This is a genomic window from Pantoea sp. X-Soil-TKNS-1211, assembly GCF_059730495.1.
In genome coordinates, this window is record NZ_AP035957.1 from 264,626 (window position 1) to 285,428 (window position 20,803).

Consider the following 20,803-nt stretch of genomic DNA (forward strand, 5'->3'; position numbering starts at 1 on the left):
AGCTGAAAATTTTAATAAACAGCCAAATAAGCAAAGCCAGGAGTTACTTATGAAAATCGTCGGAGTCGCAGCATGCATTACCGGTATCGCTCATACCTATATGGCTCAGGAAGCTATTGAGCAGGAATGCAAGAAAAGAGGTTATGACGTAAAAGTCGAAACGCAAGGCGGGATGGGTATCGAAAATGAATTAAGTGAAGATGAAATTGCCGATGCAGACGTGGTGATTATGGCGGTGGCTATCGGTATTGAAGGTGTCGAGCGCTTTGAAGAAAAAGAGGACGCTGGCCGGATTATTTCATTGAACCCGGCTGAGGTGATTCGTAATCCGGCGGCGATCATTGACAGAGCCGAACAACTTACACAATAAACGCTGGATAAAATAAAGTTTATTTATTTTATCGGCCGAAGAATCGTGTAATACAACATTCAATAGATTTCTGTGAACGTCATATTTCTTGCAAACAGGCCATGCTGCCTGCGGATTAATACGCTCAGAGCGAAGCAATCCGCTGCGGAAATCATCACGTTCGGGAGGAATAAAAATGTCGGATAAGATGAAAACCATTAAGGATGATTTAGTCAAAGCCTTCAGCACCGGCGTGTCCTATATGATGCCGGTGGTGGTGGTAGGTGGGATCTGCCTGGCACTCTCCCTGGTGGGAGGGGAACCCACGCCAGGTAAAGGTATTGTCGTTACCAATCCCTTTTTATTGAATCTGGGGGCGATTGGTAGCGCAGGACTGGGGATGATGATCCCGGTACTGGCCGCCTATATCGCTTACTCGCTTGCAGGTAAACCCGGCCTGACACCCGGTTTGGTCACCGGTTTTATGGCCGCTACACCGCTGGGTGAAGCCCATGTGGTCACCGGTTTTCTTGGCGCGATGTTGCTCGGTATCCTGAGCGGTTACGTTGCCAAATGGGTGAAAACCTGGAAAGTCGGCAAAGTATTGATGCCGGTAATGCCAATCCTGATTATTCCTATCGTCACCTCCTGCCTGGTCGGCATGCTGTATTTGTATGTCCTGATTGGTCCCATCGGAATAGCGATGAAATGGCTGGTCTCGATGCTGTCAAATATGCAGGGCGGCAGCGGCCTGGTATTGGGTTTGATCCTCGGGGCCATGGCTGCCTTTGATATGGGCGGGCCGGTAAATAAAACCGCCACGGCATTTACCCTGGCGCTGATGGCAGAAGGGATATATGGCCCGAACGGTGCCTATCGTATCGCCTGTGCTATTCCTCCGCTGGGCATTGCCCTTTCCACCTTTATTTCGCGCAATAAATGGGCCGAAGATGAAAAACGCATGGGCACCTCCGCCGCCTTTATGGGTTTAATCGGGATTACCGAAGGGGCCATTCCCTTTGCGGTTAAAAATCTTAAAACCGTACTTCCCTCAATTATTATCGGCAGCGCCGTTGGTGCCGGTCTGGCAATGATTCACGGCGTGGAATCCATGGTGCCGCATGGCGGATTAATTGCCATTGCTGGCGTAAATAAAGGTGCGATCTGGTACGTCATTGATATGGCAATTGGCGTAATTGTCACCGCTATCTGTCTGCATATTTTACGTCCCAATATTAGCGACGCGGTTAAAAACGAAACCGTCAAAAAAACCATCACTTCTGATATGAATAAAGCCTAAGGAGTTATCATGAAAAACACCATGAAGCAGTACGTCGATTATATCGTTAACGGTGGTAAAGCAACGATGCTGGGTATTGGCCCGATGTCCCCGGCACTTATTCAGGCATGTTTCGAACTGGGCAAAGAAAAAGATCTGCCATTGATGTTTATTGCCAGCCGTAATCAGGTCGATGCCGATGAATTTGGTGCCGGTTACGTTAATAACTGGGACCAGTTCCGCTTTGCCGCCGATCTCAAAGCCATGGCGGAGAAAGTCGGCTTTGATGGTGACTACTTCCTGTGCCGTGACCACGGTGGCCCGTGGCAGCGTGACAAAGAACGCAAGGACCATATTCCAGAAGCGGAAGCGATGAAACTGGCGCGCCGTTCCTATCAGGTGGATATGGATGCCGGGTTTGATCTGCTGCATATCGACCCAACCAAAGATCCGTATGTGGTAGGGAAAGTGATTGATATCGAACTGGTGCTGAGTCGTACCGTTGAACTAATCCGTTTCTGTGAAGATTACCGTAAGGCCAACAACCTGAAAGAGTTCTTCTATGAAGTGGGGACGGAAGAGACCAATGGTGGCCTGACCGATATCAGCGCCTACGAAGGTTTTATTATCGAACTCAACAAACGTCTTTCCGCCGAGGGTTTACCGCAGCCGCTGTTTATCGTTGGCCAGACCGGCACCCTGACGCGTTTGACCAAAAATGTCGGCCACTTCAACGACACGCAGTCGGCTGAACTTTCGGCGATCAGCACCCGCTACGGTGTGGGTTTGAAAGAACATAACGGCGACTACCTGCCGGATGACATTCTGCTGAAACATCCAGGTCTGGGGATCACTGCAATGAACGTCGCCCCGGCTTACGGCACCATTGAAACCCGCGCCTACCTCAAACTGGCCGAAGTCGAGAAAGATTTAGCCGCGAAAGGGTTTATTCAGTCAGCCTCCAGCCTGAAAAATGTGCTGACCCGTGAGTGCGTACTCAGTCATAAATGGGAAAAATGGATGACCGATGAGCACAAAAATAAATCGGAAGAACAGATCTTTAATGAACCGGAATTACTGAAAGAAATTCTTGAACTCAGCGGTCATTATAATTATGAAAAACCCGCCGTGGTAAAAGAGATGAAGACGATGTTTGCCAATCTGCGCGCGTTTGGTGTCGAACCTGAGCGTTATGTAGTTAACAAAATCAAAGACATGATTCAGAACGAAGCGGAATGCTTCAATATGCCTGGGCTGACCTCTCGCGTCGCTCAGGCAAAATAATCATTTCATCGCTTAATAACAGGGAGTCAGCCGCTCCCTGTTATGTTCCACAATTATTATCAGGGTTACGATTATGAACCAGCTTGAGAGATTAAAGCAGCACACCATTATTGTCGCTGACAGTGGCGATATTGACAGCATCATTGCTTATCAACCCGAGGACGCCACCACTAATCCGTCATTAATTTATAAAGCCGCCCAGTTACCGCAATATCAGCCGTTGATCAACGATGCGGTGAATGCGGTGAAATTACGTCAGCCTGGCAAAGCCGTGTTTCCCTCTACGGTGGCCGACTATCTGGCTGTCAGCATCGGTGCATTGATTCTAAAAAGCATTCCGGGACGGATTTCAACTGAGGTCGATGCGCGACTCTCGTTCGACACCGATGCCAGCATTCACAAGGCGCGGGAACTGATCGCGCTTTATGCAGAAAGAGGCATCACCAAAGATCGCGTGCTGATCAAGCTGGCGGCCACATGGCAGGGGATTCGCGCCGCTGCAGTGTTGGAAAACGAGGGGATCAAGTGCAACCTGACGCTGCTGTTCTCCTTCGCCCAGGCGAGAGCCTGCGCTGATGCCGGTGTGTTCCTGATTTCGCCTTTTGTTGGCCGTATTTATGACTGGTACAAAAAAAACCAACCGGACACCCTGTTCACCATCGACAACGATCCGGGCGTGGAGTCGGTGCGGAAAATCTATCAGTTCTACAAAATGCACGACTATCAGACGGTGGTGATGGGTGCCAGCTTCCGTACGCCGGAACAGGTATTAGCGCTGAACGGCTGTGACCGCCTGACCGTTTCACCGCAGCTGCTGAAGAAACTTCAGCAGAGTGATGCAACTGTCCCCGCCCCACTCACCTGGAAGGGTACGTGTCAGCCAAAACCCGATGCCATTACCGAAGCTGAATTTTATTGGGCGCACAATCAGGATGCGATGGCGGTAGAGAAACTCGCCGAAGGCATTCGCCTGTTTGCGGTTGACCAAAATAGTCTTGAGGGTTTGTTGGCGCAGTATCTTTAAGATTGGGAGACCGCCCCAAAATATTAATCAGGGCGGTGGCGGTCTCTTGAGCGAATCTGTGCAGACGGAACTACAGGGGGCAAATAAAGCACGTTGATCAGTGGCGAATCTGTGCCAGCTCATCTTCAGTAAGACCGGTCATTTTCATGACAGTATTGCGATCGATACCGTTTTGCAACATGGTGTTAGCAACTTCAAGTTTACCCTGGTTGCGACCTTTCTCGATCCCACGTTGTTCGCCAAGTTTAATACCCTGTTCAATGCCTTTCTGTTCAAGCTGTTGTGCGATAGTCATCAGTTCATCCTCATGTTGCGGCATCCGTTGTGCCAGATCGCGTACAAAGGCTTCTGCGTCTGAAGTTTCACCTGCCTGAATCAGGTAGTTTATCAGCGAAACAAGCTGCTGTCCTGTGATGTGTTCTGTCAGAAGCAAAGTGGCCAGTTTATCCAACAGGTCTGCCATGTCCCGTCGGTGAATGTGTTTCTGTAACAGGGTCAGTGCTGACATACTCCGATGGCCCATTATTTCATCATCAGGAATGACTGTCACATCAACCAGAGGGAAATCACCACTGTAGAGCTTCCCGGCAAGAACCGGATCATCAAATTCATCAAGCCAACGTATCGAATACGGATAGGGGCTACGCTTGCCTGTGTAAAATAATACCGGGATTACCAGCGGCAACTTTTTATACCCTGCATCAAGATGACGCTGCATGGCTGCCACCGAGTAACGAAGAAGCCTAAACGCCATATGTTTGTCAGGACTGGACTGATGTTCGATAAGGACATGAATATAGCCATCATTGCCCGTCGTGGTCTTCAGACTGTAAAGTACGTCGCTGAAGTACGGACGAAGGTTCTCTTCGACAAAACTACCGGACTCCAGTTTAAGTGTATTGAAGTCGCATACGGCCTGTAGCTCTGCCGGGATATGTAGCTGCATGAAATCTCGGGCCGTATCGGGATGGGTCAGAAACTGCTTAAATGCAAGATCATGTGGCGTTGGCGTGGCATTTTCACCGCCCTTCGATTTTCTGCGTGACATACCTTTCTCCCTGGCATTAATGGTGACCATTTTTCTGTTCGGCACGTTACTCGAACACGTTAATTTATATCCGTGGTAACCAGCACATCCATGATAATTTAAATAGCTTACACATTAAGACGATCACCAAATAATACTAAAATTTTCCTTCTTACACCATAGGACCACCATTCATCACCGATACATAATCAATATGAGTTAACTTTAACAATATAGCGGCAAGAAATAATGCAATGATTTATAGAATCTACGTCCACAAAGAGTAGCCGAAACACATATTATCACCCGACTAAAAATACCAGAAAATATCCCTGCTGGTTCAATACCGGTTTTAGCCATTTTCTTTATTTCTAAATCTATACGATTGATTCCCAAGGGTGGTTCTGTGCAAAAAAGCAACTCGTTGTTATTACTGGCGCTGTCGGTGGCTGTTTTCGGGGTGATTACCACCGAAATTGCCATCATTGGTCTGTTACCAAAACTGGTTTCCCAACTTCAGGTAACGCCAACCCAGGTCGGTTTTCTGGTCAGTGTTTACGCAATTATAGTGGCGATTACCGGCCCGTTTATTACGTTGCTGCTGTCGGGTTGCAACAAAAAAACCGTGTTGCTGAGTATCTTGCTGGTATTTATCGTTTCCAATCTGATTTACGCCACCAGCTCAGCCTTCAACCTGATCCTGGTGTTCCGCATCCTTCCCGCTCTGGCCCATGCGGTGTTTTTTGCCGTGGCATTGGTGGTTGCAGCCAATTCAGTTCCCGCTGAGAAGCGTGCCAGCGCAGCCGCGAAGGTCTTCGCCGGGGTGGCCATCGGCCTGGTGCTGGGGGTGCCGCTAAGTTCGATGATTGCCGAGCACTTTTCTCTCGCGGCGGCATTCTATTTTGGTGCGGCGACATGTGTTCTGGCCTTTACTGGTGTGTTTTTCCTGATGCCCTCCATGCCCGCAACTCACAAGGTCTCCTTCTCCAGCCAGCTTTCGGTACTGCGGAAAGGTAAGCTGTGGCTGACTATTTCGACGGTGACCTTGATTTTCGCCGCCATGTTCTCCAGCTTTAGCTATGTGGCTGATTATTTGTCAAAAGTCACGCAGCTCGACAATAACGACATCAGTGCCATGCTGATCCTGTTTGGCGTGTGCGGATTTGTCGGTAATTTTGTTTTCAGCCGCTTTTTGCAGAAAAACCTGGTCAAGACCACCCATCTCTATCCATTGTTCTATGCACTGGTGTTCCTGCTGGTCTGGTCGTTTGGTTTTTCCCTACTCGCTATGTGTCTGCTTACCATTTTCTGGGGCGCTTTCCATTCGTCAGGGTTGGTGATTAGCCAAACCTGGCTGATGCGCGAAGCCAGTGAGGCACCTGAATTCGCCAACAGCCTGTATATGTCTTTCTCCAACCTGGGCATTACCATTGGCTCACTCACTGGCGGCTGGTTTATCGCTCACCTTGGCGCACATGCCGTGGTGCTGAGCAGCATTATGTTCGCACTGCTGGCGTTTATCAGCATTGTGATCAAACACAACCTGGACACGCAGCGTCAGGGAATGTTGGTTGAGGAGTGACCGGATCAATCCAGTAGCCCCTGCTCTGCGGCCTTAACCAGCGTATCGACAACATGGCGTATTTTGGGCAGCAACTGACGGCTTTTGGGCCATAGCGCGCTGATCGGCACCTCTCCTCCCGAATGTCCTTTAAGCACCTCTTTCAACTCACCGCTTTGCAGGTACTTGCCAACCAGCCAAAGCGGTAGCTGCGACAATCCGCATCCGGCAAGCGTCGCGGCCAGCATGGCGTCGCCATCGGCGAACTCATGTGTTGCGGGTGGAGTGAAGCGCGTGATTTGTCCATCCTTCCCCTTCAGCAACCAGGAAAGCGGCTGGTTACGACGAAAACCTAACACGCAATGATGTTGACTCAATTCATCCGGACTTGCCGGTTCACCCTGATCCCGCAGATAGTCAGGAGAAGCGCAAACCACCAGCTTCTGCGTCGTCAACCTTCGGGCAACCAGGCCGCTACTGTCGGCCAGTTCGCCGATGCGAATCACCAAGTCGATACCCTCCTCGATCAGGTCGACAAAGCGCTCACTGAAAGTGACGGTCAGGGTGAGTTCCGGGTAGTGGCGTGTGATGTCCAGCAGGATGGGTAGAATACGCTGACGGCCAAATGCCGCCGGAACATCCACCCTGAGTCTGCCAGCAGGCTGTGCAATTTGTGAGGTCAGCTCGGCTTCCGCCTGCTCCAGAATTTCAATCGCGCTCTGACAGCTCGCCAGAAAGCGCTCACCTTCCGGCGTCAGACTCAAATGCCGCGTCGAACGCTGAAAAAGCTTCAGCCCCAGCCGGTCTTCCAACCGTCCGACACTCTTACCAACCGCAGATTTGGTCAGCGACAGGCGTTCAGCAGCAGCGGTAAAGCTGCCCAGTTGCGCGGTAATAACAAAAGCGGTAACGCCACCAAGATGGTCGGTCTTACGCATCGATCGGCTCACAATCACGTTTAAAGGATGGAAATCTACTCTACCGTTAAACAATACCCATGATTGTGGAATTTATGTCTACACAGAAAAAGAATAAAATTGGATTTATTCCTCTTTTTCACCGCGAAGATCAGCGAAGTGCCTGAACACATCATTATCGCGCCCTGCCGTGTGCAGCACCGGAAAAAACCTCACCACTGCGGGCATAATCGGGGCACCAGGATGTCCCGATTTGTCATTGGCGTGTTCACGGCGTGGTGATATAGGTTTCTCCTGAGGTAACGATGTCGGTGAATTACTTCGCCTGGCACACCTGTTCGTAATAACCGATCTTCTCCACTTTCGCGGTCGAGCCCCCCCCTTCAAACTCCGATGCCAGCCAGGCATTGACGATATTCTTTGCCAGCTCCGGCCCAATCACGCGAGAACCCATCGTCATGACCTGAGCATTGTTACTTTTACGTGCCCGTTCTGCGGAAAAGGTGTCATGGCACTGGGCCGCGCGTACCCCTGCCACTTTATTGGCGACAATCGCCACCCCAATACCTGTGCCACACAGCAGAATGCCGCGATCATGCTCGCCCTGCTGAATGGCGGTTGCCAGCGCAAACGCCACATCCGGATACATCGGACGATCATTCTGCGCATCATTGCTGTAGTCCTGGACATCGTACTTTTTATCCTCCAGGTAGCGTTTAATCAGGTTTTTCAAATCGATAGCCGCGTCATCGGCACCAATGGCAATGGTTTTCATACATCTTCTCCAGCAGGTTATGCGCTCATGCCTGCACACTTCACAGGCGATCAACTCTTCTTCATCTACAGCCTGCCACAATATCGTTCATATGTTCAACATAAGTTCTTTTGTTTTATTGCGGAAATATCTCCTCAACCAATCTCGCAAACCGCATACAACACGGAATATGGCTTTATTAAGCCCTGAAGTTCGAATTATTGATCAGTTTCATAACATATGAGCCGTCTCACAATTTTCAGAAATGGCGCTTGAGAGCCGCTCATTTATCCGTGTAATGTTCATTTGTTCGTTACAGATACCAAAGCACAAGAAGACCCTTGAAGGACTCGCATATGTGTAATCAGCCTTGTATCACCTGCCGCCATCGCGCCGTTTGCGTCTGGCCAACACCGCTTATCAAGTTCAACCACGCACGTCATGGAGGTGCGTTATGAGTCAGCCAAATCTGGCGGCAGTGGAGCAATCCGCTATCCGCAAAATATCCTGGCGCCTGGTGCCGTTCGTCGCCCTGATGTTCTTTATCAACTTCCTCGATCGCACCGCCATCTCTTTTGCCGGTCCGAATGGTATGACCCAGGATCTCGGCCTCACCGCGTTGCAGTTTGGCCTGGCGTCTGGCGTGTTCTTTATCGGTTATATCCTGCTGGAAGTGCCGAGCAACCTGGCGCTGCATCGCTTCGGCGCACGTCGCTGGCTGGCGCGCATCATGATCAGTTGGGGGATCGTGTCGTTGCTGTTCACCTGGGTGAGCAGCGTAGAAGGCCTGTATACCCTGCGCTTGCTGCTGGGCATTGCCGAAGCGGGCTTCTTCCCTGGCGCGATTCTCTATCTGAGCATGTGGGTGCCGGCACGCCATCGCAGCAAAATCCTGTCGCTGTTCTACCTCGCACAACCGCTGACCGTGGTATTCGGCGCACCAATGGCCGCTGGCCTGATTGAGCAACACGGTTTGTTCGGGCTGGAAGGCTGGCGCGTGATGTTTATGGGCGTGTCAATCCCGGCAATTCTGATTGGTATTGCGGCATTGTTCTGGTTAGTGGATTCCCCGCGCCAGGCCAAATGGCTCAGCAATGAGGAGAAGGATTGGCTGACCGGTGAACTGGAAGCCGAACACCAGCAAAAACAACACAAGGCACACCACAGCGTACGCTCAGTGATGGGCAATGGCCGTGTCTGGATGTTGTGCGTTATCTATTTCGGCTTTATTTATGGCCTGTACGCGTTGGCGTTCTTCCTGCCCACCATTATCGCGGGCTTCCAGCAGCAGTTTGGCACCACCTTTAACGTGATGCAGAAAGGGCTGATCACCGGCGTTCCTTATCTGATTGCCGCCGTGGTGATGTTCTTCTGGTCGAAAGATGCCACCCGTCGTGGCTGCAAAACCTGGCATATCGCTATTCCTGCCATCGCGGGCGGAGTCAGCGTACCGCTGGCGCTCTACATGGATTCACCGCTGACGACCATCCTGGTGATCGCTATCACCGCCAGTTCGATTTTTGCTGCCCTCCCCAATTTCTGGACCTTACCGACACAGTTCCTGACCGGTGCCTCAGCGGCCGCCGCTATCGCCCTGATCAACACCCTAGGCAATGTGGCCGGTTTCTCCGCAGGCTATATCACCGGTGCGCTGCACGATGCCACCCAAAGCTATGCCCTGCCGATGTTTGTGGTAGGCGGATTCATGTTGCTGTCAGCCGTCCTGATGTTGCTGCTTAACCGCCGCCGTCCACAACCGCTGCATCAGTCAACTTCTCTCGCACAGGAGCAACAATAATGACGTACCTGTTTAACCAACCTTCAGCCTTTGCCGCTGAACTGATCGAGGGATTTGTCGCGGCAAATGCCGACAAAGTCCGTCAGGTGCCGGGCGGCGTGGTGCGCAGCACCCGCAGCCAGGCTAACACCGTTGCGGTGGTGGTGGGAGGTGGTTCCGGCCACTACCCGGCCTTCGCCGGGTTGGTTGGACAAGGTCTGGCGCACGGTGCGGCAATGGGCAACCTGTTCGCCTCCCCATCTGCGCAGCAAATCTACAACGTGGCGCGCGCGGCTCATAACGGTGCAGGCGTACTGCTGATGTTCGGTAACTATGCGGGTGATGTGCTGCATTTCGGTCAGGCCTGCGAGCGTCTGCGCGCCGAGGGCATTGCCTGCGACGTGCTGGCGGTGACCGACGATATCTCCAGCGCCAGCGTTAACGAACGTGAAAAACGTCGTGGTGTGGCAGGCGATCTTACGGTGTTCAAAGCCGCCTGTGCCGCCGCAGAAGCGGGATATGACCTCGCGGCGGTGCTAAAGCTGGCGCAGCATGCCAATGAACGCACCCGTTCATTTGGCGTGGCGTTTTCCGGCTGTAGCCTGCCGGGTGCACAACATCCATTGTTCGAAGTGGAAAAAGGACGGATGGCGCTGGGTATGGGTATCCACGGCGAACCCGGCATCAAAGAAGACGATGTGCCACGCGCCGATGTGCTGGCGGAGATTTTCGTCGATCGCCTGCTGGGTGAGCTGCCGCCGGGCATCGATAACCCGGCGGGACACCGTGTCGCGGTGATTCTGAACGGCCTCGGCTCAGTGAAATACGAAGAACTGTTTGTGGTCTATCGCCGGGTGGCGCAACTGCTGACTGAGGCTAAATTGCAGGTGGTGGAGCCGGATGTCGGCGAATTTGTCACCAGCTTCAATATGGCCGGTGCCTCCCTGACGCTGATGTGGCTGGATGATGAGCTGGAAACCTTCTGGCGCGCCCCGGCCAATACCCCCGCCTATCGCAAAGGTAGCGTTATCACCGCCGAGCCGCTCAGCGCGACGGAATGCCTGGAAAGCGCGGAAGAACCGCTGCCACCCGCCACAGTCGAATCGCAGGAAAGTGCCCAGCGCGTGCTGCAACTGCTGGAGGCGGTGGCTGCCATGTTGCAACGCAATGCGCAGTTGCTGGGAGATATTGATGCGGTCGCTGGCGATGGTGATCACGGTATTGGCATGGAGCGGGGTTCGCTCGGTGCCGTGGCTAAAGCCCGTGACGTAGCGGCACGCGGTGCCGGAGCGGGGAGCCTGTTATGCCGGGCAGCGGATGCCTGGGCGGATAAAGCCGGTGGCACCTCAGGGGCGTTATGGGGCGTGGCACTCACCGCGATCGGCACGGCGATGGGTGATCAGCATGCGCCTGATGCCCGACACGTCGCCACCGGCGTGCGACAGGCCAAAGAGGGCATCATGCATTTTGGTAAAGCCCGCGTAGGTGACAAAACCATGGTGGATGTGCTGGTGCCGTTCAGCGACAGCCTGAATACGGCGGTAGCACAAGGCGCATCGTTGACCGATGCCTGGCTGACAGCCGCTCAGGTGGCCGAACAGGCCGCGCAGGCTACCGCCCAATTGTTACCGAAGATGGGACGTGCACGCCCGCTGGCCGAGAAAAGCCTCGGCACACCGGATGCCGGTGCCCTTTCGCTGGCGATGGTGGTCAATACCGTGGGTGATTTGTTGAAACAGCAAACCACCAGCGAGCAGGGAGCCTGACCAATGTCGCAACCCAAACTCTGGCTTGGCGTCAGCCTGAAAATGTACTTTGGCTATCAGCAGACGCTGGCATGGTGTCGGGATATCGCTGGCCTGGCACAGCATCCGGCCATCCAACAAGGCGACATCGGGATATTTGTGCTGCCCGCCTTCCCGGCAATCCCGGCAGTGGCGGAAATTTTTGCTGATACGCCGGTGCGCGTTGGCGCGCAGGACGTATGCCAGGCCGCAAACGGGGCGTGGACCGGTGAAGTCAGCGCCAGCATGTTGCAGGAACTGGGGTGTTCACTGGCTGAAATTGGTCATGCCGAGCGCCGCCGTCATTTCCATGAAGATAAAACCCAGATTGCCGCCAAAGTGGCGATGTCACTGCGCCACGGTCTGACCCCGGTGCTGTGCATCGGCGAAGAACAGCAAGGCCAACCCGAGCAGGCGATTGCGCTCTGTGCGCAGCAACTGACGGAAGCGTTAGCCAAAGCCGAACAACAGGGCCTGCATGGCAGCCTGTTGTTTGCTTACGAACCGCAATGGGCGATTGGCGCGCCGCAGCCCGCACCGGACAGCTATATCCGGGCAGTCTGTGACGGTCTGCGCCAGTTACCCACCCCACCAGGCATTACCCTACAGGTGATTTACGGCGGCAGCGCCGGGCCGGGGCTGATTCAGCGTCTGGGAGGCAGCGTTGACGGGCTGTTCCTCGGACGTTTCGCCCATAACCCGCAGGCGCTGGCGCAAATTGTTGATGAAGCCACTGTGCTTTTACAGGAGATCCGTTAATGAGCCGTATCGGACTCAGTACCTATGCGTTTTTCTGGCGCATGTCAGCGAAGGTCCCCCAGCCGCTCACCCTTAGCCAGATGCTTGAGCAGACAGCGGCGATGGATGTGTCGGTTTTCCAGATCTGTGATTACCCGGCAATTGAAAGTTGGTCAGATGAACAGCTACAGGCCTTGCGCCAGCAGGCTGATGCACTGGGTATCACGCTGGAGCTGGGCACCCGTGGCCTTGGCACCGCCCATCTGCGTCGTTATCTGCATATGGCCGCGATCCTCGATGCCCATGTGGTGCGCTCGATGTTCTACACCGCCGACCATCGTCCGTCGCTTGAAGAAGCCAGTGCGCTTATCGCTGCCGTGCTGCCGGATTTTGCCCGCCAGCAGGTACGCCTGTGTCTTGAAACTTATGAACAGGTCAACAGCGCCGCAATGATGTCGGTGATCAACAAATTCCTCTCACCGTGGCTGTGTGTCTGTCTTGATCCTGCGAACTGCGTCGCCGGACTGGAGCTGCCGGAACAGGTGATTGCCAATACCGCCGCGCGCGTCGGCAACCTGCATATCAAAGATTTCGCTTTTACCCGCCGTGACGGCTGGGTCGGTTTTACCTTTGCCGGTTGCCCGATGGGTGACGGCCTGCTCGATTACGACCGGATGATCGCCTGCGTGCGCCCGGCGGAACGAGACATTAATCAGATCGTCGAACACTGGCTGCCGTGGCAGGACGATGCCGCCCTTACTTGTGAGCGCGAAGCCGAATGGACGCGCCGCACCGTGGAATTCTTACGTAGTAAACAAGATCAGGAGTCGTAATCATGAGCAATACACTGAAAACCATCACCGTTATTGGCGCGGGCGGCAAAATGGGCATGCGCATTTCTGCCAACTTCCAGAAAAGCGATTATCAGGTGTTTTACTGTGAAAATTCCCCCAAAGCACAGGAGCAGGTCACTGCTCAGGGTCGTGAGCTGTCTGATGCGGCATCGGTAGTTCCCCTGAGTGACGTGGTGATTCTGGCGGTGCCGGATATCGTGTTGGGCAAAGTCTCTGAAGGCGTGGTGCCGCAGATGAAAAAAGGTGCGGTACTGCTGACGCTTGACCCGGCAGCAGCCTATGCCAACCTGATTGCGCAACGCGACGGTATTGAATACGCCGTGGCTCATCCCTGCCACCCTTCCGTGTTCCTGGCGCGTTACACCAAGGAGGAACATGCCGATGCCTTTGGTGGTGTGGCCGCAATTCAACATGTTGCCGCTTCATATGAAACCGGCAGCGACGCGCAAAAAGCGGAACTGAGCAAAGTGATCAGCGTGATGTACGGCCCGGTTGAGCAGGTTCATTGGGTCACCGTGACACAACTGGCCTACCTGGAGCCAACGCTGGTGGAAACCGTGGCCTGCATGGTCGGTGCCTTTATGAAAGAAGCGCTGGATGAAACCGTGAAGCACAGCGGTGTGCCCGAAGAAGCCGCCAAAGCGATGTTGTACGGCCATATTCAGATTGCCCTCGCCGTGGCGTTCCGCGCGACTAACCCCTTCTCTGATGCCTGCATGATCGCGATGGAGTATGGCCGTGAGAAAATCGTGAAACCTGACTGGAAACAGATCTTTGATCAGAAAGAACTGGATATCGTGATCGCCCGCATGCTGAAAATTGACGCGATTCGCCGCTAAACGTGATGCCAATAGCGACTCGCTGCGCCACTGTCTGGCAAAGCGAGTCGTATCAGTGATATAACTCCCCCCTATTGCATATTGATTCACTCAGATATCACGCTGTCAGGCAGGTTTACCCATGAATAAAAACACGCTCTCTCAGGATGCCGAGCTGCTGACGGAAATTGCGGTTGCCTATTATCAGGACGAAATCACCCAGGAAGAGATTGCGCAAAAGTTTGGTATCTCCCGCATCAAGGTGGGTCGTCTGCTGAAGCGAGCGCGAGAAGAAGGCATCGTTGAAATCAACGTGCGCTACCATCCGGTATTCAGCACCCGTCTGGAACAACAGCTACTGGAACGCTTTCCGCAACTGCAACGGGCGCTGATTGCGCTGGATTTGCAGGATGCTGACGAGCAACGCCGTCAGGTGGCGGCGCTGGTTTCCTCACATCTGGCCCAGTCGTTAAAAGAAAACACCGTGGTCGCCGTCGGCCAGGGCAGCAATGTGGCGGCGGTCGCCGATCATCCCGGCCAGGTGCCGATGCGCCAATGCCAGTTCATCTGTGGAATCGGTGGAACACACCGTCCCGGCGATGCCATCAATGCAGACCATATCAGCCGCCGCCTGGCGAAAAAGTTTGGTGGTACCAGCGAAACCCTGTATGCACCAGCTTACGTGGAAAATCGCGCGCTGAAAGATGCTTTCATGCAGAACGGCACCATCAAAGAAACGCTGGATCGCGCACGCAAAGCCGATATTGCGCTGGTGGGCATCGGTGATATGAACGAAAACAGTTATATGGTGAAGCTCGGCTGGTTTAGTCCCCATGAAATCATTGATGCCAGCGTTAATCAGGGCGTAACTGGCGACATTGCCGGGTATGCTTTTTTCAACGCCCAGGGACAACAAGTTGATACGGCGATGAATGATCGGGTGATTGGTCTCAGTATCGATGAACTGCGTAAAATCCCTTGTGTCATCGCCGTAGCCTCGGAGAATACCAAAGCCATGGCGATTCTTGGCGCGCTGCGTACCGGTGCTATCGATATTATCGCCACCACGGCACAAAATATTCGCACTATTCTTAGCCTTTCAAAACAATAAATACCGAAATTGCAGTGGAAAACTGGAGTCACTATGAAGAAATTGAATATCGCCTTTATAAAAGCCAGTTGGCATAAAGAGATTGTCGGCAAGGCGCTGGAAGGTTTTCAGCAGGAGTTAACGCTGCAAAATGTCGCTGCCGATGTGAAAACGCTGGACGTACCGGGTGCGTTTGAAATGCCGTTACTGGCGCAACGTCTGGCGAAGACCGGCAAGTATGACGCTATTGTCTGTGCCGCGCTGGTGGTCGATGGTGGCATTTATCGTCACGATTTTGTTGCTCAGGCGGTGGTGGATGGCCTGATGAATGTGCAGTTAAGCACCGAAGTCCCGGTCTTCTCGGTTTCACTGACGCCACACAATTTCCAACCCGCCGACGAGTTTATTCAGTTTTATGAAAAGCACTTTGTAAAAAAAGGGGCAGAAGCGGCACGTGCGGTGTTGGCGATCACGCAGTTATCACTCGACTGATCACCCCTCAACTGGGCGTTAACCCCCTTCGCGACGATAAACGCCATTCGCTAACCGTAACAGCTCCAACAGCAGGGGTGCGCTTTTTTGCCCCCTGACTTAGTGGGGTTCAGATGCGAAAAAGGCCGCCTTGCGGCGACCTCTTCCGGCACATCCCTGTACGACCATCCGTTATTTGTACAGTTCTGCGGTCATGTGAACACGGTTATTGGTGTTCGCTTCGGTGATTTTGTACTGTGCACCCTGCTGTGCGGCTTGCGCAGCGATTTTGGCTTCTGCACCGTCCAGGGTTGAAGAGGTGACAGAGATGCTTTGCGCGAAGCTGGCTGCTGACATCAGAGAAAGAGCGGCGACAGCGGCGATTGACAGTGCTTTGATAGTTTTCATGGTCTTAATCCTTAATTTGTCTGGTTAGAAGGCTGTGTGCCTTCGATGAAAGCAATAATAACCACAGTTATCATTTCGTGATTGATAATTAGTGCGATAACTGTGATCGTGCTAATTATTACCTTATTTAGTCAGTTCAGCGGACAGGTAAGCACCGTTGTCGACGCGTGCGCCGGTGATTTTGTAAGAGGCACCCGCCTGTTTAGCCTGAGCCGCGATTTTAGCTTCTGCGCCATCGAGGGTGGAGGCGGAAGCGGTGATGCTCTGCGCGAAGCTACCGAAAGAAACCAGTGACAGGGCGGCAACTGCAACGAAAGTTTTGATAGATTTCATGGTCATTTCCTCAGAAGTTTGTTTAATCGGTGAGGCGTTGTGCCTCGATGTGAGAGAGAATAGACCTGAAGACTGCTGAGGAAAAGCTGAGGGATTTGCTGATAAAATTCAAAAAATTGAATGAGATATACACTGACTCGCTACTGTGATTAACGCCGTCTTTTGAACAGCAGAATACAAAGTGCAACCACCATACCGCTGATAATGAATAGTCCGGTCGCCGTATACCCCATCATTACATCGTATTGCCTGACCAGCCCACTTACCGCAAGCGTGACAGGCACAGAAAGCGCCAGACCGGTGGCATTGGCATAACCGAAAAAACGTCCGGTCGTTTCCCGGCGGCAAACACTGTAGATAAGCTGACGACAGCCTATTCGCGCAAAGCCATAAAAAAGGGTTCCCAAAGGGAACAGAACAAAATAATGAGCCAGACCGAAGCGCGGCTGCAAAAAAATGCAGATTGCGCACAGAAGGTATCCGCCAGCAATGATGACAACCAAAGGGAACTGTTTGTGGAAGCGGGTATAAAGCAGCGCTGAAACAATCACGCCAACCCCGGCCAGCGCATCCGCGATACCCAGAGACGTTGCGCTGGCGGAGAAATACTGCACCACCAGAATGACCATCAGGGTATTGGTGACGGTAACAATGACATTGCCTGTCGCATACAAAAGTAATGCTCCTGCGGGTCGGTAATGGCTCAAGACCTGTTGAACATCCGCATCGGTTTCCGCGAATGTCGGAGATCGGTAGCGAAGTGAGCCGATAAGCAAGCCGCTGATAAAATAGGCTATTGCACTGACGAGAAAAACACTGGCCGATGAAAAGTGGTCCATCGCTGCCCCACCGATGGCAACTGAAATCAATGATCCCGCCTGAATAGCAATCTCGAAACGAGAACTAAAGCGTGGGAGTTGTTCTTCTCTGACACAATGCCTGATAAGAGCATTGGTTGCCGGAAAAATCATCGCGGTACAGGCTGAAAGTAAGAACGAGAAAAAATAGAGCGGGTAAGGGGTCAACTCTCCAGACAGCGCCAACAGCAACAGCCCCACACCACCACTGGCACTAATCAGATTCGCAACCAGACAAATTCTCTGTGGTGGATAGTTGTCTGCCATCCTGCCAGCGACAAATGACAGCAGTGCCTGTGGTAAAGACACCATGATGAACAACACCCCAATACTGCCCGGATCACCTGTGGTTTGGCTCATAATGAGCGCTGAAGCGATAACGGCGATGCCATTGCCGAAGGTGTAAGCGAACGTGCCGGATAACAAGCGCCACGCGAGACTTCGTTCCTCTGCCTGAAGGGGTATTTCTGGCGTTATTGACATGAGTTCATCCTTGAATAATGGTTTCCTGTGAATATGACTTAACAGTGAAAGGTAAGCCTGATTTATTTATTCATCACCAAAAACGTTTGATTGTCCTTGCGGCATCACTCTGTCTGCAGACGCAGTGGAGCTTATGCCCTATACCCACTGACCGTATTCTACTCATAAAAATTACTCACGGTACGTTTATTTATTGACTAACTATACTTTAGTCAGTAGATTTTTATTGTTTATTAATTCACCACCCCGCATTAAAAATGCTCATGGGAACGTGGGTTAATCATTAAATTTCAATGGGATATGACATCAAGCATAGGATGAAAGAAATGGAAGCAAAGGAAATGGAATTGTATGCCTTACAAGGATTTAACATCATCGAATCATTGTATACCCGTCAGGAAGTCCGGGTCATGGACGATGAAACGGAAAAGCTGATACAGCAGAACATCGCGGGGAAAGTTCTGGAAGAGGATGGCAAAACAGTAAGAAGTATTAATGGACCAGACCTGCACAGTACACTTTTTCAAAACTTGGCCTGTGATGAGCGCCTACTTAAGCGTGCAGAAGCCCTATTGGGTGGCCCCGTCTACGTGCACCAATACAAGATAAATACCAAACAGGCTTTCCAGGGACAAAACTGGGAATGGCATTCGGATTACTGGTTTTGGAAAAAAGAAGACGGTATGCCAAAACCGGAGGCGTTAACGGCAGTTATTTTTCTGGACGAGGTCAATGATTTCAACGGCCCTATGTTACTGGTGCCCGGCACTCAACATGATGAGCTCATCGATGAGATCCATGCAAAACCATACGGAGACCTTGATGGCGGTGAAAATTGGGCGATTACCACCGCACAAAAACTTAAATACCGTCTTTCCGAAAATTACCTGCGCCACAAAATCGAACATAAGGGGATGGTGGCGGCCAAAGGTCGTCCTGGTGATGTACTTTTCTTCCATTGCAACCTCCTCCACTGCTCCAGCGCAAACGCCTCACCCTGGGACAGAAAAGCCGTTTTCATTTCCTATAACCGGGTCAGTAATCCATTAAACGATGTTTCTTCACCGCGACCGGAGTTTATGGCATCCCGTCAATTCACGCCTCTGAGTGCCAAATTCGCTTTCTGAGAGGAATACCATGAAAACTTACATTCTTGGTCTGTCATGTTTTTTCCATGACAGCGCTGCCGCATTGCTCTGCGATGGAGAAATTATCGCCGCAGCTCAGGAAGAGCGATTCACTCGCATCAAACAGGATTGTTCATTTCCTGAGAACGCGGTGAAGTTCTGTCTGCAAATGGCGGGAATAACGCTTACCCAGGTATCGGAGATTTTTTATTACGAGAACCCCGAAAAAAAGTTTAACCGCATTATGTCTACAGCGACCACCTCGGGGTGGTCTGGCGTTAAGTCGCTTTTTCTCCACGTACCAGGCTGGCTAACCGATAAAATTCATGTCCGCAAAAAATTAAGCAAAGCGCTGAGTTTTTGCGGTACTTCTGTCCCGGAAATCACCTATGTCGATCATCATCGATCCCATGCAGCATCGGCTTTCTTCCCAAGCCCTTATGAAAAAGCCTTAGTAATCTGTATTGATGGCGTTGGCGAGTGGGACACAACAACGGTCTGGGAAGGTGACGCCAACAGGCTCACAAAACTATGGGAACTTCGTTTTCCCCACTCTCTGGGTCTGCTGTATTCGGCTTTCACCTTCTACTGCGGATTCAAAGTGGATTCCGGTGAATACAAACTGATGGGTCTGGCTCCTTATGGAAACCCGGTTTATACCGATCTGATTAAAAAACATCTTATTCAGGTCAACCCGGACGGCAGCTTCGAGATGGATATGTCTTATTTTGACTATGCTATCGGCGACCAGATGACGTCAGAGAAGTTTCATGAACTGTTTGGTGGCCCGCCTCGTATCGCTGAAAGTGAACTCACTGAGCGCGAGTTTAATCTGGCCGCCTCGGTGCAATCCGTTCTTGAAGAAGTGGTGTTACTAATAGCGCGGCACTGGCAGACAAAAACCGGGTCGACCAATCTTTGTCTGGCCGGAGGTGTTGCGCTTAACTGTGTAGCCAATGGCAAACTGGCAGAAACGGCGATATTCAAAAATATCTGGGTGCAACCCGCCTCCGGCGACAGCGGGGGTTCCCTGGGTGCAGCCCTGTCGGGTTGGTATGAACACGTCAATGCCGCGCGCATACCTGAGCCAGAAGACAGTATGAAGGGAAGCTACCTTGGGAGCGATTATACGCGTGATGAAATCCTGACGTTTCTCACTGAACAGGGAGCAGTCTTCACCGAATTGCCAGATGAGAAACTTTGCACGGAAGTTGCCAGAATCCTTGCCAATGGCAATGTGACAGGCTGGTTTCAGGGAAGGATGGAATTTGGCCCCCGATCGTTAGGCGCACGTTCGATCCTCGGCGATGCGCGTAATCGACAAATGCAGACAGTGATGAACCTCAAAATTAAAAACAGGGAGTCGTTTCGTCCATTTGCGCCAGCAGTGCTGGAAGAATTCGCGCAGGAATGGTTCCGTGTTAAGGCACAAAGCCCGTACATGCTCTTCGTCTGTCCGGTTGCGGACGCAAAACGCATTCCCGCACAACCCGACACCCCGCAATTGACTGGCCTGGACCGGCTGAACCAGATCCGCTCGCAAATCCCCGCGGTTACTCATGTGGATAATTCGGCGCGCCTGCAAACGGTCAATGGCCGTTATAACCCTCTTTTTTTCCGACTCCTGAGTGCGTTCCATGCGCGCACCGGATGCCCGGTGCTGGTTAATACCTCATTCAATGTTCGGGGAGAGCCGATAGTGGAATCGCCGGAGAATGCCTGGGTCTGTTTTATGCGCACTTCAATGGACTATCTCGTATTAGGCAACTTTATTTTGCGCAAACAGGACCAACCAGAGTGGAAAGAGCAGACTGAATGGAAGGAACATTATCCGCTGGACTAAATCTGCATAAATTAATCCAGCGACT

Annotated in this window: 20 protein-coding genes; 14 read left to right on the plus strand and 6 right to left on the minus strand. The window is 52.2% G+C overall.

The features are described from left to right. The first annotated feature begins 49 nt into the window (after nucleotides 1–49). From AC6I8W_RS27905 to tal, 4 genes are all read left to right on the plus strand, one after another. Complete coding sequence (locus AC6I8W_RS27905) at nucleotides 50–370, plus strand: PTS fructose transporter subunit IIB (RefSeq protein WP_497839468.1); 321 nt, start codon at nucleotides 50–52, stop codon at nucleotides 368–370. Between the two features lie 175 nt (nucleotides 371–545). Further along, a complete protein-coding gene (locus tag AC6I8W_RS27910) occupies nucleotides 546–1,649 on the plus strand; it encodes a PTS fructose transporter subunit IIC (RefSeq protein ID WP_497839469.1) in 1,104 nt (367 codons plus the stop codon). 9 nt (nucleotides 1,650–1,658) lie between these two features. Next, nucleotides 1,659–2,912: a class II D-tagatose-bisphosphate aldolase non-catalytic subunit gene (locus AC6I8W_RS27915; RefSeq protein ID WP_497839470.1), complete on the plus strand. Its 1,254-nt coding sequence runs from the start codon at nucleotides 1,659–1,661 to the stop codon at nucleotides 2,910–2,912. A 73-nt stretch (nucleotides 2,913–2,985) separates the two neighbouring features. After that, nucleotides 2,986–3,936 (plus strand): transaldolase, encoded by a 951-nt coding sequence (gene tal, locus AC6I8W_RS27920; RefSeq protein WP_497839471.1) that lies wholly within the window; start codon nucleotides 2,986–2,988, stop codon nucleotides 3,934–3,936. A gap of 97 nt (nucleotides 3,937–4,033) precedes the next feature. On the opposite strand, the gene AC6I8W_RS27925 is transcribed toward tal, so the two are convergent. Further along, on the minus strand, nucleotides 4,034–4,984 hold the full coding sequence (locus tag AC6I8W_RS27925; protein WP_497839472.1) for an Rpn family recombination-promoting nuclease/putative transposase: 951 nt from the start codon (nucleotides 4,982–4,984) through the stop codon (nucleotides 4,034–4,036). 385 nt (nucleotides 4,985–5,369) lie between these two features. Between AC6I8W_RS27925 and AC6I8W_RS27930 the strand changes: the two genes are divergently transcribed. Continuing rightward, the gene (locus tag AC6I8W_RS27930; protein ID WP_497839473.1) at nucleotides 5,370–6,545 is read left to right on the plus strand and encodes an MFS transporter; all 1,176 of its coding nucleotides are present in this window, start codon (nucleotides 5,370–5,372) and stop codon (nucleotides 6,543–6,545) included. 5 nt (nucleotides 6,546–6,550) lie between these two features. On the opposite strand, the gene AC6I8W_RS27935 is transcribed toward AC6I8W_RS27930, so the two are convergent. Both AC6I8W_RS27935 and rpiB read right to left on the minus strand, forming a co-directional pair. Then, nucleotides 6,551–7,462, minus strand: a complete 912-nt coding sequence (locus AC6I8W_RS27935) for a LysR family transcriptional regulator (RefSeq protein ID WP_497839474.1) — start codon at nucleotides 7,460–7,462, stop codon at nucleotides 6,551–6,553. 295 nt (nucleotides 7,463–7,757) lie between these two features. Beyond that, the gene (gene rpiB / locus AC6I8W_RS27940; RefSeq protein ID WP_497839475.1) at nucleotides 7,758–8,216 is read right to left on the minus strand and encodes a ribose 5-phosphate isomerase B; all 459 of its coding nucleotides are present in this window, start codon (nucleotides 8,214–8,216) and stop codon (nucleotides 7,758–7,760) included. A 433-nt stretch (nucleotides 8,217–8,649) separates the two neighbouring features. Here rpiB and AC6I8W_RS27945 point away from each other — a divergent pair, with 433 nt between their 5' ends. From AC6I8W_RS27945 to AC6I8W_RS27975, 7 genes are all read left to right on the plus strand, one after another. After that, nucleotides 8,650–9,993 (plus strand): MFS transporter, encoded by a 1,344-nt coding sequence (locus AC6I8W_RS27945; protein WP_497839476.1) that lies wholly within the window; start codon nucleotides 8,650–8,652, stop codon nucleotides 9,991–9,993. Next, nucleotides 9,993–11,738: a dihydroxyacetone kinase family protein gene (locus tag AC6I8W_RS27950; RefSeq protein WP_497839477.1), complete on the plus strand. Its 1,746-nt coding sequence runs from the start codon at nucleotides 9,993–9,995 to the stop codon at nucleotides 11,736–11,738. Before AC6I8W_RS27945 ends, AC6I8W_RS27950 begins: the two co-directional genes overlap by 1 nt. 3 nt (nucleotides 11,739–11,741) lie before the next feature. Then, complete coding sequence (locus tag AC6I8W_RS27955; RefSeq protein WP_497839478.1) at nucleotides 11,742–12,515, plus strand: triose-phosphate isomerase family protein; 774 nt, start codon at nucleotides 11,742–11,744, stop codon at nucleotides 12,513–12,515. Then, nucleotides 12,515–13,327 carry a sugar phosphate isomerase/epimerase family protein gene (locus AC6I8W_RS27960; RefSeq protein ID WP_497839479.1) on the plus strand — a complete coding sequence of 271 codons (813 nt, stop codon included), beginning with the start codon at nucleotides 12,515–12,517 and terminating at the stop codon, nucleotides 13,325–13,327. The genes AC6I8W_RS27955 and AC6I8W_RS27960 overlap by 1 nt, the downstream gene beginning before the upstream one ends. Before the next feature lie 2 nt (nucleotides 13,328–13,329). Further along, nucleotides 13,330–14,187 carry a phosphogluconate dehydrogenase C-terminal domain-containing protein gene (locus AC6I8W_RS27965; RefSeq protein ID WP_497839480.1) on the plus strand — a complete coding sequence of 286 codons (858 nt, stop codon included), beginning with the start codon at nucleotides 13,330–13,332 and terminating at the stop codon, nucleotides 14,185–14,187. Between the two features lie 121 nt (nucleotides 14,188–14,308). Continuing rightward, nucleotides 14,309–15,277 (plus strand): sugar-binding transcriptional regulator, encoded by a 969-nt coding sequence (locus tag AC6I8W_RS27970; RefSeq protein ID WP_497839481.1) that lies wholly within the window; start codon nucleotides 14,309–14,311, stop codon nucleotides 15,275–15,277. Nucleotides 15,278–15,310: 33 nt separating this feature from the next. Then, the gene (locus AC6I8W_RS27975) at nucleotides 15,311–15,748 is read left to right on the plus strand and encodes a 6,7-dimethyl-8-ribityllumazine synthase (RefSeq protein WP_497839482.1); all 438 of its coding nucleotides are present in this window, start codon (nucleotides 15,311–15,313) and stop codon (nucleotides 15,746–15,748) included. A gap of 171 nt (nucleotides 15,749–15,919) precedes the next feature. On the opposite strand, the gene AC6I8W_RS27980 is transcribed toward AC6I8W_RS27975, so the two are convergent. The 3 genes from AC6I8W_RS27980 to AC6I8W_RS27990 all read right to left on the minus strand — a co-directional run bounded on the left by AC6I8W_RS27980 (nucleotide 15,920) and on the right by AC6I8W_RS27990 (nucleotide 17,808). Then, complete coding sequence (locus AC6I8W_RS27980) at nucleotides 15,920–16,135, minus strand: YdgH/BhsA/McbA-like domain containing protein (RefSeq protein ID WP_013508022.1); 216 nt, start codon at nucleotides 16,133–16,135, stop codon at nucleotides 15,920–15,922. A gap of 123 nt (nucleotides 16,136–16,258) precedes the next feature. Next, complete coding sequence (locus AC6I8W_RS27985) at nucleotides 16,259–16,468, minus strand: YdgH/BhsA/McbA-like domain containing protein (RefSeq protein WP_013508023.1); 210 nt, start codon at nucleotides 16,466–16,468, stop codon at nucleotides 16,259–16,261. A gap of 149 nt (nucleotides 16,469–16,617) precedes the next feature. Continuing rightward, complete coding sequence (locus tag AC6I8W_RS27990) at nucleotides 16,618–17,808, minus strand: MFS transporter (protein WP_497839483.1); 1,191 nt, start codon at nucleotides 17,806–17,808, stop codon at nucleotides 16,618–16,620. A 326-nt stretch (nucleotides 17,809–18,134) separates the two neighbouring features. On the opposite strand from AC6I8W_RS27990, the gene AC6I8W_RS27995 reads away from it, so the two are divergent. Continuing rightward, on the plus strand, nucleotides 18,135–18,935 hold the full coding sequence (locus tag AC6I8W_RS27995; protein WP_497839484.1) for a phytanoyl-CoA dioxygenase family protein: 801 nt from the start codon (nucleotides 18,135–18,137) through the stop codon (nucleotides 18,933–18,935). A gap of 10 nt (nucleotides 18,936–18,945) precedes the next feature. Continuing rightward, nucleotides 18,946–20,778: a carbamoyltransferase family protein gene (locus AC6I8W_RS28000; RefSeq protein ID WP_497839485.1), complete on the plus strand. Its 1,833-nt coding sequence runs from the start codon at nucleotides 18,946–18,948 to the stop codon at nucleotides 20,776–20,778. Nucleotides 20,779–20,803 lie beyond the last annotated feature (25 nt).

What these genes read in the sequence shown, in the direction of transcription:
- AC6I8W_RS27905 (WP_497839468.1), top strand. Translation starts at nt 50, where the DNA reads ATGAAAATCGTCGGAGTCGCAGCATGCATTACCGGTATCGCTCATACC.
- AC6I8W_RS27910 (WP_497839469.1), top strand. Translation starts at nt 546, where the DNA reads ATGTCGGATAAGATGAAAACCATTAAGGATGATTTAGTCAAAGCCTTC.
- AC6I8W_RS27915 (WP_497839470.1), top strand. Translation starts at nt 1,659, where the DNA reads ATGAAAAACACCATGAAGCAGTACGTCGATTATATCGTTAACGGTGGT.
- tal (WP_497839471.1), top strand. Translation starts at nt 2,986, where the DNA reads ATGAACCAGCTTGAGAGATTAAAGCAGCACACCATTATTGTCGCTGAC.
- AC6I8W_RS27925 (WP_497839472.1), bottom strand. Translation starts at nt 4,984, where the DNA reads ATGTCACGCAGAAAATCGAAGGGCGGTGAAAATGCCACGCCAACGCCA.
- AC6I8W_RS27935 (WP_497839474.1), bottom strand. Translation starts at nt 7,462, where the DNA reads ATGCGTAAGACCGACCATCTTGGTGGCGTTACCGCTTTTGTTATTACC.
- rpiB (WP_497839475.1), bottom strand. Translation starts at nt 8,216, where the DNA reads ATGAAAACCATTGCCATTGGTGCCGATGACGCGGCTATCGATTTGAAA.
- AC6I8W_RS27945 (WP_497839476.1), top strand. Translation starts at nt 8,650, where the DNA reads ATGAGTCAGCCAAATCTGGCGGCAGTGGAGCAATCCGCTATCCGCAAA.
- AC6I8W_RS27950 (WP_497839477.1), top strand. Translation starts at nt 9,993, where the DNA reads ATGACGTACCTGTTTAACCAACCTTCAGCCTTTGCCGCTGAACTGATC.
- AC6I8W_RS27955 (WP_497839478.1), top strand. Translation starts at nt 11,742, where the DNA reads ATGTCGCAACCCAAACTCTGGCTTGGCGTCAGCCTGAAAATGTACTTT.
- AC6I8W_RS27960 (WP_497839479.1), top strand. Translation starts at nt 12,515, where the DNA reads ATGAGCCGTATCGGACTCAGTACCTATGCGTTTTTCTGGCGCATGTCA.
- AC6I8W_RS27965 (WP_497839480.1), top strand. Translation starts at nt 13,330, where the DNA reads ATGAGCAATACACTGAAAACCATCACCGTTATTGGCGCGGGCGGCAAA.
- AC6I8W_RS27970 (WP_497839481.1), top strand. Translation starts at nt 14,309, where the DNA reads ATGAATAAAAACACGCTCTCTCAGGATGCCGAGCTGCTGACGGAAATT.
- AC6I8W_RS27975 (WP_497839482.1), top strand. Translation starts at nt 15,311, where the DNA reads ATGAAGAAATTGAATATCGCCTTTATAAAAGCCAGTTGGCATAAAGAG.
- AC6I8W_RS27980 (WP_013508022.1), bottom strand. Translation starts at nt 16,135, where the DNA reads ATGAAAACTATCAAAGCACTGTCAATCGCCGCTGTCGCCGCTCTTTCT.
- AC6I8W_RS27985 (WP_013508023.1), bottom strand. Translation starts at nt 16,468, where the DNA reads ATGAAATCTATCAAAACTTTCGTTGCAGTTGCCGCCCTGTCACTGGTT.
- AC6I8W_RS27990 (WP_497839483.1), bottom strand. Translation starts at nt 17,808, where the DNA reads ATGTCAATAACGCCAGAAATACCCCTTCAGGCAGAGGAACGAAGTCTC.
- AC6I8W_RS27995 (WP_497839484.1), top strand. Translation starts at nt 18,135, where the DNA reads ATGGAAGCAAAGGAAATGGAATTGTATGCCTTACAAGGATTTAACATC.
- AC6I8W_RS28000 (WP_497839485.1), top strand. Translation starts at nt 18,946, where the DNA reads ATGAAAACTTACATTCTTGGTCTGTCATGTTTTTTCCATGACAGCGCT.